The organism is Kitasatospora sp. NPDC051702 (genome assembly GCF_040681575.1).
In the GTDB taxonomy this organism is placed as follows: Bacteria; Actinomycetota; Actinomycetes; order Streptomycetales; family Streptomycetaceae; genus Kitasatospora.
Map to the genome: position 1 here is coordinate 51344 of NZ_JBFAZB010000007.1, position 13168 is coordinate 64511.

The window sequence follows — 13168 nt, forward strand, 5'->3', positions numbered from 1 at the left end:
ACGGAGCACCATGCACACCGACCAGGTGGTCGAGGCCCTGCGGGCGTCGCTGCTCGCCAACGAACGGCTGCGGGAGGAGAACCGGGCGCTCGCCGAGCGGGCCGCGGAGCCCGTCGCGATCGTCGCGATGAGCTGCCGCTTCCCCGGCGGCGTGCGCTCCCCGGAGGACCTGTGGGAGCTGCTGCTGGACGGACGGGACGCGGTGACCGGCTTCCCGGCCGACCGGGGCTGGGACGTCGAGGGGCTGTTCGACCCGGACCCGGACGCGCCCGGCACCTTCTACACCCGGCACGGCGGGTTCCTGCACGACGCCGCCGAGTTCGACCCGGGCTTCTTCGGGATCTCGCCGCGCGAGGCGCTGGCGATGGACCCGCAGCAGCGGCTGCTGCTGGAGACGGCCTGGGAGGCCGTGGAGCGGGCCGGCATCGACCCGCTGTCGCTGCGCGGAAGCGCCACCGGGGTGTACGCGGGCGTGATGTACAACGAGTACTCGGCGCGGCTGACCAGCATCCCGGCGGAGCTGGAGGGCTTCCTCGGCACCGGCAGCGTCCCGAGCATCGCCTCCGGGCGGGTGGCGTACACGCTGGGCCTGGAGGGCCCGGCGGTGACCCTGGACACCGCCTGCTCGTCCTCGCTGGTGGCGATCCACCTGGCCTGCCAGGCGCTGCGGGCCGGCGAGATCGGGCTGGCGCTGGCGGGCGGGGTGACGGTGATGTCGACGCCCGGCCTGTACGTGGGGTTCAGCCGGCAGCGCGGGCTGGCGCCGGACGGGCGCTGCAAGTCCTTCGCGGACGGCGCGGACGGCGCCGGCTTCGGCGAGGGCGTCGGCCTGCTGCTGCTGGAGCGGCTCTCCGACGCCCGCCGCCACGGGCACCCGGTGCTGGCCCTGGTGCGCGGCTGCGCCGTCAACCAGGACGGCGCCAGCAACGGGCTCACCGCCCCCAACGGCCCCTCCCAGCAGCGCGTCATCCGGGCCGCCCTCGCCGACGCCGGACTCACCGCCGCCGACGTCGACGCCGTCGAGGCGCACGGCACCGGCACCCGCCTCGGCGACCCGATCGAGGCCCAGGCGATCCTCGCCACCTACGGGCAGGACCGCCCCGCCGACCGGCCGCTGCTGCTCGGCTCGCTCAAGTCCAACCTGACGCACACCCAGGCCGCCGCCGGCGTCGGCGGGGTGATCAAGACGGTGCTGGCGATGGCGCACCAGGTGCTGCCGAAGAGCCTGCACCTGGACCGGGCCTCCACCCAGGTGGACTGGTCGGACGGGGCGGTGGAACTGCTCACCGAGGCCCGGCCGTGGCCGGAGACCGGCCGCCCGCGGCGGGCCGGCGTCTCCTCCTTCGGTGCCAGCGGCACCAACGCCCACGTGGTGCTGGAGTCCTGCCCGCCCGCCGGCGAGGAGACCGGGCCTGACCCGGCACGCACCGACGGACCGGCCGCCTGGCTGCTGTCGGCCCGCACCCCGGCCGCCCTCCGTGCGCAGGCCGCCCGCCTGCACGCCCGGCTCGGCGGAGACCCCGACGGAACCGCCGCCGAGGGAACCGCCGCCGAGGGCACGCGGGCCGTCGGCCGGGCGCTGGCGCTCGGGCGCCCGGCCTTCGCCGAGCGAGCGGTGCTGGTGGGTGAGGACCGGGCGGAGCTGCTGGCGGCCCTGGCCGCGCTCGCCGAGGACGACGCCGCTCCCGCCGCCGTCCGGGGCACCGCCCCCCAGGGCTCCCGCCGCCCGGTGTTCGTCTTCCCCGGCATGGGCGCCCAGTGGCCCGGCATGGCGGCCGAACTGCTCGACTCCTCACCGGAGTTCGCGGCCCGGATGGCCGACTGCGAGCGGGCCATGGAGCCGTACCTGGACTGGTCGGTGACGGCCGCGCTGCGCACCGGGGACCCGCTGGAACGGGTCGAGGTGCTCCAGCCCGTGCTGTTCTCCGTCATGGTGTCGCTGGCCGCGGTGTGGATCGCGCACGGGGTGCGCCCGGCCGCCGTGGTCGGCCACAGCCAGGGCGAGGTGGCGGCCGCCTGCGTCGCCGGGCTGCTGTCGCTGGAGGACGCGGCCCGGGTGGTGGCGCTGCGCAGCCGGGCCCTGGCCGGTACGGGCGGCGACAGCGCCATGGCGACGGTGATGCTGCCCGCCGAGGAGCTGGCCGCCCGGCTGGCCCCGTACGGGGGCGCGGTGTCGCTCGCCGCGGTGAACGGCCCCCGGGTGGCGGTGGTCGCGGGCGAGGCCGGGCCGGTCGACCGCCTCCAGCAGGAGCTCGGTGAGGAGGGTGTGCTGACCTGGCGGATGCCCGTCGACTACGCCTCGCACTCGGCCGCCGTGGACGCGCTGCGCGAGGGGCTGCACGCCGACCTCGACGGGATCGTGCCGCGGGCCGGGACCGTCCCGATGGTCTCCACCGTGGACGGCGGCCCGGTCCGGGCCGGCGACCTCACCCCGGACTACTGGTTCCGCAACCTGCGCGGCACCGTCCGCTTCCACGCCGCCGTGCAGGAGTTGCTGACCGCCGGGCACCGCACCTTCCTAGAGGTCAGCCCGCACCCGACGCTCACCTTCGGCATCGAGGACGCCGTGGCGGACGCGGCCGCCGACGAGGCCGTGGTGCTCGCCACCCTCCGGCAGGGCGACGGCGGGCCCCGCCGGCTGCTGCTGGCCCTCGCCGAGGCGCACGTGCAGGGCCTGGCGGTCGACTGGCGGCCGGTCTTCGCCGACCTGCCGGCCCGGCCCCTCGCGCTGCCGACGTACCCGTTCCAGCGGCAGCGCTACTGGCTGGACGCGCCGCCGGCCGGCGGCGACCCGGCCTCCGCCGGGCAGCTCGCGCTCGGGCACCCGCTGCTCACCGCGCTGGTCGAACAGCCCGACGGCGAGGGGGTGCTGTGCACCGGGCGGCTGTCCCTGGCGACGCAGCCGTGGCTGGCCGACCACGCCGTCTCGGGCACCGTGCTGCTGCCGGGCGTCGCCTACCTGGAGCTGGCCGCCTCGGTCGGCGCCCGGCTGGGCTGCCCGCTGGTGGAGGAGCTGACGCTGGCCGCGCCGCTGGTGCTGCCGGACCAGGGCGGCGCCGTGCAGCTGCGGCTCACGGTGGGCGGTCCGGACGGGCAGGGGCGCCGCCCGGTGGAGTTGCACTCCCGGGCCGAGGACGGCGCCGCAGGGCCGTGGCGGCGGCACGCGGGCGGCCTGCTCGCCCCGGCCGGCGAGCCCGTCGACGACCCGACCGACGACCCGACCGACGGACCGAGCACCGAACGGGCCCGGGCGCAGGCCGACGAACCGGACCGGGGCGCCTGGCCGCCGGTCGGCGCCGTCGCCCTGCCCGTCAACGACTGCTACCGCGGCTTCGAGGCCCGGGGCATCGACTACGGGCCCGCGTTCCGCGGGCTGCGGGCCGCCTGGCGGCGCGGGGACGAGGTGTTCGCCGAGGTCGCCCTGCCCGGCCCGGTCGCGCCGCAGGCCGGCTTCGCCGTCCACCCGGCCCTGCTGGACGCCGCCCTGCAGACCGTCGGTCTGCGCGCGGACCGGCCGGGCGCCGAGGCGGGCGGAGTGCCGCTGCCGTTCTCCTGGCAGCGGGTGAGCGTCACCCGCAGCGAGGAGCCGGTGCTCCGGGTCCGGCTGGCCCCGGACGGCGCGGACGCCGTGTCGGTGCGGATCACCGACCCGGCCGGTCGGCCGGTGGCCGAGGTCGGCTCGCTGGTGATGCGCACCGCCTCCTTCGACGCGCTGCGCACCCCGTCCCGGTCGATGTTCGAACTGGCCTGGACGCGGCTCGCCGCCACCCCGGCGCCCGTCCCGCGCTGGGCGACGGCCGGGCCGGTGGACGACGCGCCGACGGCCGGGCCGGTGGACGACACCGCGGCCGGGCTGCTGCCGGACGGGCCGGTGGCCGCGGCACCGCAGCTGACGCTGCTGCCCTGCCCGCCGGTGGCGCCCGACGCCGCGCCCGCGGAGCTGCTCGCGGCGGTGGGCCGGGTGCTCACCGCCGTGCAGGAGCACCTCGCCGACCCGGCCGCCGCCGCCCCGCTGGTGGTGCTCACCCGCGGCGCCGTCGACCACGGCACGACCGACCCGGTGGACCTCGCCGGCGCGGCCGTCTGGGGGCTGCTGCGCAGCGCCCAGCTCGAACACCCGGGCCGGTTCGTCCTGCTGGACACCGACGGGCCCGCCGGGACGGCCGCAGCCCTGGCCACCGCCCTCGACGGCGCGGAGCCGCAGCTCGCCGTGCGCGGCGGCGTGCTGTCCGCCCCCCGGCTGGTGCGAGCCGCCGCCCCCGGGCCGGAGGCGCCCACCGCCGAGCGCTTCGACCCGGCCGGCACGGTGCTGCTCACCGGCGGGGGCGGCACCCTGGCCGGGCTGGTCGCCCGGCACCTCGTCGCCGAACACGGTGTCCGCCACCTGCTGCTGCTCGGCCGCCGGGGCGCCGACGCCCCGGGCCTGCCGGAGCTGGTGGCCGAGCTCACCGCCGCGGGCGCCGAGGTGACGGTGGCGGCCTGCGACGTGACGGACCGCCGGCGCCTGGCCGAGGTGCTGGCCGGTGTCCCGGACGACCACCCGCTGCGCGCGGTGGTGCACACCGCCGCGGTCCTGGACGACGGCGTCCTGGAGTCGCTCACCCCGCAGCGGCTGGCCACCGTCCTCGGCCCGAAGCTGGAGGGCGCCCGCCTGCTGCACGAGCTGACCGCCGACGCCGGGCTCACCGCCTTCGTCGTCTTCTCCTCGGCCGCCGGCGTCTTCGGCAGCCCCGGCCAGGCCTCCTACGCGGCCGCCAACGCCTGCCTGGACGCGCTGATGGCCCTGCGCCGCCGGCAGGGACTGCCCGGCCGGTCGATGGCCTGGGGCCTGTGGGAGCAGCGCAGCACGCTCACCGCCGACCTGGCCGGGCCCGAGCTGGAGCGGATCGCCCGCGCCGGAGCGGGCGCGCTGCCCACCGACGAGGCGCTCGCCCTGTTCGACGCGGCGCTGGGCGGCGCCGCCACCACGGCCGTCCCGGTGCGCCTGGAACTGCCGTCGGCCGCCGACGGTCCCGTCCCGCCCCTGCTGCGGGCCCTGGTGCGGCCCGTACCCGGCGGCGCGGGCACGACGGCGGGCGGCACGGCGGGCGGCAGCCGCGAGGACGGCGACGAGCTGCGCCGACGGCTCGCCCGGGCCGACGGGCCGGAGCGGGCGGCCCTGCTGCTCGACCTGGTGCGGCGCCGGGCGGCCGCGGTGCTCGGCCACCCGGACGCGGACGCGGTGTCCACCGGGACGGCCTTCCTGGCCATGGGCTTCGACTCGCTGACCGCGGTCGAGCTGCGCAACCGCCTCGCCGACGCGACCGGCCTGCGGCTGCGCCCCACCCTGGTCTTCGAGGCGGGCACCCCGGAGCGGCTGGCCAGGCGCCTGCTGGACGCCCTGGCCGACGGCGGACCGCAGCGGGACGCCCGGCACGGGGACGAGCCCTCCGCCGACCGGACGGCCGGCGGCACCGACCCGGTCGCGGCGCTGTTCCGGCAGGCCTGCGCACAGGGCCGGATCGACACCGGGATCGCCCTGCTCGGCACCGCCGCGGCGCTGCGCCCGGCGTTCTCCTCCGGCGAGGCGCTGCTGGCCTCCGGCGACGGCCCGGCGCCGCTGCGGCTGGTCGAACCGCCGCAGGGCCCCCCGGCCCGGCCGGAGCTGGTCTGCTTCGGCTCGATCGTGGCGCTCGGCGGCGCGCACCAGTACGCCCGCTTCGCCGCGCTGTTCCGCGGCCGGCACGGCGTCAGCGCCCTGGACGCGCCCGGGTTCGCGGCCGCCGAACCGCTGCCGGACCGGATGGCCGCGCTGGTCGACTTCCAGGCCGCGGCGGCGCTGGCGGCAGCCGGGGGCCGGCCACTCGTCCTGCTCGGCTCGTCCTCCGGCGGCACCCTGGCCCACGCGGTGGCGGCCCGGCTGGAGGAGCTGGGCACACCGGCGGCGGCCGTCGTCCTGCTGGACACCTACCTGTCGGGGGACGCCGCGATGACGCAGTTCGAGGACGTCCTGGTGGGCGGCATGTTCGAACGCGAGGACCGGGCCGCGCCGATGGACGGCGCCCGGCTGACCGCGATGGGCCGCTACTTCCAGCTGCTGGACGACTGGCGGCCGCCCGCGATCGGGGCCCCGGTGCTGCTGGTCCGGGCGTCCAGCCCGCTGGCCGAGCCGGCACCGGACAGCACCGTCGACTGGCGGGCGTCCTGGCCCGGCGCGCACACCGTGCTGGACGTCCCGGGCGACCACTGGTCGCTGATGGAGGAACACGTGGAGACCACCGGCAAGACCGTGCAGGACTGGCTGGACGCCGTCCTCGCCGGCACCGGCAACGAAGAGGGGAAGGGCGCATGACGTCGACACCACGGCCCACCGAGCGGCTGGTCGTCCTGGGAGCGGGGGTGATGGGCACCGGCATCAGCACCCTGGCGCTGGGCCACGGCGTCTCCGTCATCCTGGTCGACACCGACCCGGACCAGCTGGCCCGGGCGGAGCACGGGATCGCGGACGGCCTGCGGCTGGCCCAGCTGATGGGCCGGCTGCCCGCCGACACCGAACCGGGCACCCTGCTGACCACCGGGTCGGCGCAGCACGTCGCCGGGGCGAGCGCCGTGATCGAGGCGGTCACCGAGGACGCCGCGCTCAAGGCCCGGCTGCTCGCCGAGGTCTCCGCGGCCGTCCGCCCGGGGACGCTGCTCATCTCCAACACCTCGTCCATCCCGATCGACGAGCTGGCCGACGCCGTGGCCCGCCCGGCCGACCTGCTCGGCACCCACTTCATGAACCCGCCGAGCCTGATCAGGACGGTCGAGGTGGTCCGCGGCGCCCGGACCGGGGACGCCGCGATGGCCGCCGTCGACGACCTGCTCGGCGCCCTCGGCCGCGAGCGGGTGGTGGTCCGGGACTCCCCCGGCTTCGTCACCAGCCGCATCCTGCACCCGATGATCAACACGGCCGCGCGGGTGGTCCAGCAGGGCACCGCGAGCGTCGAGGCGGTGGACGCCCTCATGCAGGGCTGTCTCGGCCACCCGACCGGGCCCCTGCGCACCGCCGACCTGATCGGCATCGACAACCTGGTCGACTCGCTCCTGGTGCTGCTGGAACGCACCGGGGACGAGAGCTGCCGCCCCTGCGACCTGCTGCTGGACAAGGTCCGCGCGGGCACGCTCGGCCGCAAGAGCGGCGCGGGCTTCTACACCTACGAGGAGGACATGCGATGACCGCCGCTGCCAACACGAACCCCGGCCCGCTCGGGCCCACCGACGACGAGACCGTGCAGAAGGAGCTGCTGCGCTTCCTGGAGTCCCGGACCAGGACGTCCTGGCTGCCCGACACCGACCTGTTCGGCGACGGCGGGCAGTCCTCGCTGTTCGCCATGGAACTGGTGGTGCACCTGGAGAAGTCCTTCGGCATCAGCATCCGCGGCGCCAACCTGCGCCTGGAGAACTTCCGCACCGTCACGGTGATGACAGCGATGGTCCGCCGCCTCCAGCAGGCCGCCGGGGCGCAGCATGGCTGACCCCCTGGCCATCGCGGCCGCCACGGTCCGCGACCGGATCGGCGACCGGGCCGGTGGGTGGGACCTCGCCGGAGTCCTCCCGCTGCCGCTGCTGCGCGAGCTGGGCGCCGCCGGCGTGCTGTGCGCCCAGCTCCCTGAGGCCTTCGGCGGGCTCGGCCTGAGCAGCCTGCAGAACGGCGAACTCACCGCCGCGACCGGCCGGCTGTGCAGCTCGGTGCGCAGCGTGCAGACCTCACAGGGCATGGCGGCCTGGACGGTGCAGCGCTTCGGGCTGCCCGAGCAGCAGCGCGCCTGGCTGCCCGACCTCGCCTCGGGCCGGCTCGCGGCGGTCGGCTTCAGCGAGACCGGGGCGGGCAGCGACCTCGCGGCGATGGCCACCACCGTCCGGCGCAGCGGCGACGAACTGGTGGTGGACGGGCACAAGCGGTGGATGACCGCCGCCCGCTACGCCGACCTGCTGGTGGTGTTCGGCCGCTACGAGGACGGCGCCGCCGCCGTCCTGGTGCCCGCGGACGCGCCGGGGGTGCACGTGGAGCCGGTCGCCGACCCGATGGGCTGCCGGGCGGCCGGCCACGCCGACGTCCGGCTGGACGGGGTGCGGCTGCCCGCCGGGCGGCTGCTCGGCGGGTCGGCGCTGCCGCTGCCCCTGCTGGTGACGACCGCCCTGGCGTACGGCCGGATGTCGGTGGCCTGGGGCTGCGTCGGGATCCTGCGGGCCTGTCTGGAGGCGGCGTCCCGGCACGCCGCCACCCGCGAGCAGTTCGGGCAGCCGATCGGCCGCCACCAGCTGGTGGCCGGGCACCTGGCCGACCTGCTGGTCGCGGAGCAGGTCGCGACCCGGGTCTGCGAGCACGCCTCGCGCTGCTGGGACGCCGGCTCGGCCGAGCAGGTCATCGCCACCGTGCTGGCCAAGCAGGTCGCCTCGGAGCAGGCCGCCCGGGCCGCGGCGACCGCCGTGCAGGTGCTGGCCTCGGCCGGCGCCCGGGACGGCGGGGTCGCGGCGCGGGCGTACCGCGACGCCAAGCTGATGGAGATCATCGAGGGCAGCAGCGAGCTGTGCCGGCTGCTGCTGGCCGACCACGCGCTGGCCGTCGCACCGAGGGGGGAGGAAGGGTGAGCGCACCGATCGTCAAGACCGTCAAGTGCCTGGTCTGGGACCTGGACGACACGCTCTGGCGGGGCACCCTGCTGGAGGACGGCGAGGTGGAGCTGGCGGAGGGGATCCGCCGGGTCGTGGTCGAGCTGGACGCCCGCGGCATCCTGCAGTCGGTGGCCAGCAAGAACGACCACGACCTGGCCTGGGCGAAGCTCGAACAGCTCGGCCTCGCCGAGTACTTCGTGCTGCCGCAGATCGGCTGGGGGACGAAGTCGGAGTCGGTGCGGCGGATCGCGGAGCGGCTGCGGTTCGCCCCGGGGACCATCGCCTTCGTGGACGACCGCGCCGCCGAGCGCGCCGAGGTCGCCTTCCACCTGCCCGAGGTGCGCTGCTACCCGGCCGAGGAGGCCGCGCAGCTGGCGGAGCTGCCGGAGTTCAGCCCCGCGGTGGTCACCGCGGACGCCCGGCGGCGCCGGGAGATGTACCAGGCCGGCTTCCGCCGGGACGAGGAACGGGCCAACTCCGAAGCCCCGGACGCGGAGTTCTTGCGCTCGCTGGAGCTGGAGCTGCGGATCGGCCGGGCCACCGGGGAGGACATCTCCCGGGTCGAGGAACTCACCCTGCGCACCAGCCAGATGAACGCGACCGGTGTGCACTACTCGGACCGGCGGCTGCGCGAGCTGCTCACCGATCCCGACCACGAGGTGCTGGTGGCCAGCATGGCCGACCGCTTCGGGCCGCACGGCGCGGTCGGCGTGCTGCTGGTGGAGCGGCTGCCGGAACGCTGGCACCTCAAGCTGCTCGCCACCTCCTGCCGGGTGGTCAGCTTCGGGGCGGGCACGACGGTGCTGGACTGGCTGATCGACCGGGCGGCCGCCGCCGGGGTCCATCTGACGGCGGACTTCCGGGCCACCGAGCGCAACCGGATGATGGAGATCGCGTACCGCTTCGCCGGGTTCGAGGAGCAGGACTGCGGATGCACCGGGGGCGGCGCGCAGCGGGCCGGGGAGGTTCCGGACGCGGCTGGGGCTCCGGCCGTGGGGGCTTCGGACCCGACGGAGGCTTCGGACCCGACGGAGGCTCCGGACCCGACGGAGGCTCCGGACCCGACGGAGGCTCCGGACCCGGCAGGGGCTTCGGACCCGGCGGGAGCTCCGGACCCGGCAGGGGCTTCGGCCGCGGGGGCCGAGGGCGGTGTGCAGGTGCTGCACCTGGTGCCCTCGCCGCGTCCCGGTTCGCCGACGGTCCGCCTGATCGCGCCGGACCTCGCCGCCGGGCGCACCGCGGGCGACCGGGCGACCGCGCCCTGACCGCCGTGCAGCCGGGCGGCGCGGTGCCGGGCGGACGGCCCCGTCGGGGGTCGCCGCCCGGCACCCCGGGCTCACGGCTTCTTGCGGACCAGCGTGATGCCGTCGGCGACGGCCAGCAGCGAGATGTCCACCCGGTCGTCGGTGTGCAGCGCGGCGTTCAGCTCCCGGACGCCGAGGGTGTCCTGGTCCTGCGCGGCCGGATCGGCGACCCGCCCGAAGTACAGCGTGTTGTCCACCACCAGCAGGCCGCCGGGCCGCAGCAGCGGCAGCGACTCCTCGTAGTAGCGCAGGTAGTTGGCCTTGTCGGCGTCGACGAACACCAGGTCGAAGGACTCCGGTCCGCGTTCGGCCCGGAGCGTAGCCAGCGTCTCGACGGCGTCGCCGATCCGCAGGTCGATCCGGTCGGCGACCTTGGCCTGCTCCCAGTAGACGGCTCCGATGTCGGGCCAGCGGTCGGTGATGTCACAGGTCACCAGCTCCCCGCCGGGCGGCAGGGCGCGGGCCATGCAGAGCGTGCTGTAACCGGTGTAGGTGCCGATCTCCAGGATCGCCCGGGCACCGGTCAACCCCACCAGGAGAGCGAGCAGTTGTCCTTCCTCGGCCATCACCTGCAGGGCCTCGCCGCCCGGCAGCTCGGCGGTCTCGGCCCGCAGCGCGGCCAGCAGCGGGTCGTCCCTGAGCGAGTTCCGCCTGATGTAGTCGAAGAGTTCCTGCGTGGGTGTCACCTGCTGGGCCATGGCTCTCCTTGTCCGCGGTGCTCGTTGTGGCTGTCGTCCTGGCTGGGGTGCTCGTGCGGGTCCGGACTGCTGGCACTCGGGGCGCGTCGCCCTGCCCGCGGTCCGGCCCCGCACCGTGGTGCCGACGCTCCGGCGCGGCACCGGGCCGCCGCCCGTCCGGCACTACGTCGCGCTGCCGACGGTCCGGCGCTACGCTGCGTTCCCGCCCGTCCGGCACTACGTCGGGTTCCCGCCCGTCCGGCGCTACGTCGCGCTGCCGACGGTCCGGCCGAGCATCGACCGCAGCCGGTGGCCGACCGGGTTGAGCCCGGCGGTGGCGGCCAGCTCCAGCGCGGACCTGAGGTTGGCCTGCTCGGCGTGCCACCAGTCCACGGTGTTGGGGTGCGGTTCCCAGGGGCCGAACGCCGGGCCGTGCACCCGGCCCACCGTGCCCTGCCCGCCGGGCGGGGCGAGCGAGTCCTCGGCCATCCGCAGGTAGCCGCTGAGCAGCCGGCGCAGGGTCTCCGTCCGGCGCTCGGGCGGGTCCTCGGCCTCGGCCCGCTCCCGGGCGTAGGCGCGCAGCAGGTGGTCCAGGTGGTAGCGGCCGCAGCCGCGGTCGTGCAGCAGGTGGGCGTCGGCGAGGGCCTCCAGGACGGCCTCCGCGGTGTCGACCTGGCAGTCCAGCAGGCCCGCGACGATGCCGGCGTCGGTGTGTTCGGCACCGATGGCGCCCAGCATCCGGAAGACGGCGGCCGGGTCGGGCAGCGCCGGCCGGTCCCGGGAGTCGCCCTGCAGGCTCCGGTAGCCGCTCTCCAGTCCGACCCGGACGCCGAGGTCACCGACCCGCAGCTCGTCCAGCAGGTGCGCGGAGCGGGCCAGCCGGGCGGCCAGCCGGCCGAGGTCCCAGTTCGGGCGGCCCAGGTAGCGGGCGCCGACGATGCGGACGGCGAGCGGGAGGCCGGAACACCGGCGGACGACGGCGCGGGCCGCGTGCGGCTCGGCCTCGACGCGTCGGCGGCCGACGATGGAGCCGAGCAGGTCCAGGGAGGCCGGCTCGTCCAGCGGTGCCAGGGCGATGGTGCGCGCGCCGTCCAGGTCGGCGAGCCGGTGCCGGCTGGTGACGACCACCCGGCCGGCCCGACAGCCGGGGAGCAGCGGGCGGACCTGGGCCGCGCTGCTCGCGTCGTCGAGCACCACCAGGACCCGGCGGTCGGCGGTGAGCGAGCGGTAGAGCAGGGCGGCCTGTTCCTGGTCGGCGGGAATCTCCTCGGCGGGGACCCCGAGGTCGGCGAGGAAGCGGCCGAGCACCTCGCCGGGTTCGGCCGGGTCGCCCGTCCCGCCGAGGTCGGCGTAGAGCTGACCGTGGCCGAACCGGTCCCGGACGCCGTGCGCGACCCGCAGGGCGAGCGCGGTCTTGCCGATGCCCCCGCTGCCGGTGATCACGGTGGGCGCCGCGGTCGCGCCGGGCGGCACCTCGGCCAGCAGCCGGTCGGCGAGCTCCCGTTCCTCCGCGGCCCGGCCCACCAGCGCGGGCGGGCCGGCCGGCAGTTGGGCGGGCCGGGGCCAGCGCGGCTCGGCCCGGTACCCGCCGGGGCGCTGCGGTTCCGACCCGGCGGCGTCGGCCTTCGGGGCGGCCGGGGCGAGCGGGTCGTCGGCGGCCAGGATCCGTCGCTGCATCTCCCGCAACTCGGGCCCCGGTTCGGCACCCAGCTGGTCGATCAGGGCGGTGCGGGTCAGCTGGAACAGGGCGAGCGCCTCGGACTGCCGGCCGGCCCGGAACAGGGCCAGCATCAGCCGGCTGACCAGGGCCTCGCGCAGCGGGCTCTCCCGGACCTCGCGCCAGAGCTCGGGCATGATCTCGGCGTGCCGGCACAGGGCGAGGTCGACGTCCAGGCGGGATTCCAGCGTCTGCAGCCGCAGTTCGTGGAGGTAGCGCCCCTCGACGTCGCGCAGCGTGCGGGAGGGGATGTCGACCAGCGGTTCCCCGCGCCACAGCGACAGCGCGGTGGCGTACTCGACCGAGGCCCGTTCCAGCTCTCCGGCCCGGATGTGGGCGGCGGCCCGGCTGCGGTGCGCGGTGAAGCGCCCGAGGTCGGTCTCGTCCTCGTCGAGTTCGATCTGGTAGCCCGGGGCGCGGGTGAGGATCCGTCTTCCGGCCTGGCCGCCGAGGACCTGACGGAGTCTCATCACGTAGGTGCGGACGGTGGCCGCGGCGCTGGGCGGCGGGCCGCCGTCCCAGACGGCGGCGGCGATCCGGTCGACCGAGACGACGCGGTTGGCGTTGACCAGGAGGAGTGCGAGCACCACTCTCTGCCGGGGGGCGGACACCTCACGCTCCGCTCCGTCCACCTGGATGGACAGCGGGCCGAGCATTCCGAACTGCACGGGCGGCCTCGATTCGTGGCGACGGAACGGGGCGACGGGCCACGGCGGCGGACGCGCCGGCCCGGTCACAGCCGCGGCACGTCCCCCTCGACGCCGCAGGCTGGATCTCCGGTGAATCTATGGTCCGCTCCCGCCGCTCGCCAACAGGCAGTCGTCATGTGCCGG

General features: G+C 76.7%; 7 protein-coding genes. 5 read left to right on the plus strand and 2 right to left on the minus strand.

Annotated elements, in window-relative coordinates:
- The first annotated feature begins 10 nt into the window (after positions 1-10).
- From AB0N04_RS08755 to AB0N04_RS08775, 5 genes are read left to right on the plus strand one after another with little or no spacing between them, the layout of a single operon-like run.
- On the plus strand, positions 11-6331 hold the full coding sequence (locus tag AB0N04_RS08755; RefSeq protein WP_360222785.1) for a type I polyketide synthase: 6321 nt from the start codon (positions 11-13) through the stop codon (positions 6329-6331).
- Positions 6328-7197, plus strand: coding sequence for a 3-hydroxyacyl-CoA dehydrogenase family protein (locus AB0N04_RS08760; RefSeq protein ID WP_360222783.1), 870 nt, complete (start codon positions 6328-6330; stop codon positions 7195-7197). Before AB0N04_RS08755 ends, AB0N04_RS08760 begins: the two co-directional genes overlap by 4 nt.
- Positions 7194-7496: an acyl carrier protein gene (locus AB0N04_RS08765; RefSeq protein ID WP_360222780.1), complete on the plus strand. Its 303-nt coding sequence runs from the start codon at positions 7194-7196 to the stop codon at positions 7494-7496. Before AB0N04_RS08760 ends, AB0N04_RS08765 begins: the two co-directional genes overlap by 4 nt.
- Entirely contained in the window at positions 7489-8613 is a 1125-nt protein-coding gene (locus AB0N04_RS08770) for an acyl-CoA dehydrogenase family protein (RefSeq protein WP_360222777.1), read from the plus strand. Before AB0N04_RS08765 ends, AB0N04_RS08770 begins: the two co-directional genes overlap by 8 nt.
- Before the next feature lie 8 nt (positions 8614-8621).
- A complete protein-coding gene (locus AB0N04_RS08775; protein WP_360222791.1) occupies positions 8622-9902 on the plus strand; it encodes an HAD-IIIC family phosphatase in 1281 nt (426 codons plus the stop codon).
- Between the two features lie 71 nt (positions 9903-9973).
- Here AB0N04_RS08775 and AB0N04_RS08780 read toward each other — a convergent pair whose 3' ends face one another.
- Both AB0N04_RS08780 and AB0N04_RS08785 read right to left on the minus strand, forming a co-directional pair.
- Positions 9974-10639, minus strand: coding sequence for a class I SAM-dependent methyltransferase (locus AB0N04_RS08780; RefSeq protein WP_360216390.1), 666 nt, complete (start codon positions 10637-10639; stop codon positions 9974-9976).
- A gap of 243 nt (positions 10640-10882) precedes the next feature.
- Complete coding sequence (locus tag AB0N04_RS08785; RefSeq protein ID WP_360216393.1) at positions 10883-13003, minus strand: BTAD domain-containing putative transcriptional regulator; 2121 nt, start codon at positions 13001-13003, stop codon at positions 10883-10885.
- Positions 13004-13168 lie beyond the last annotated feature (165 nt).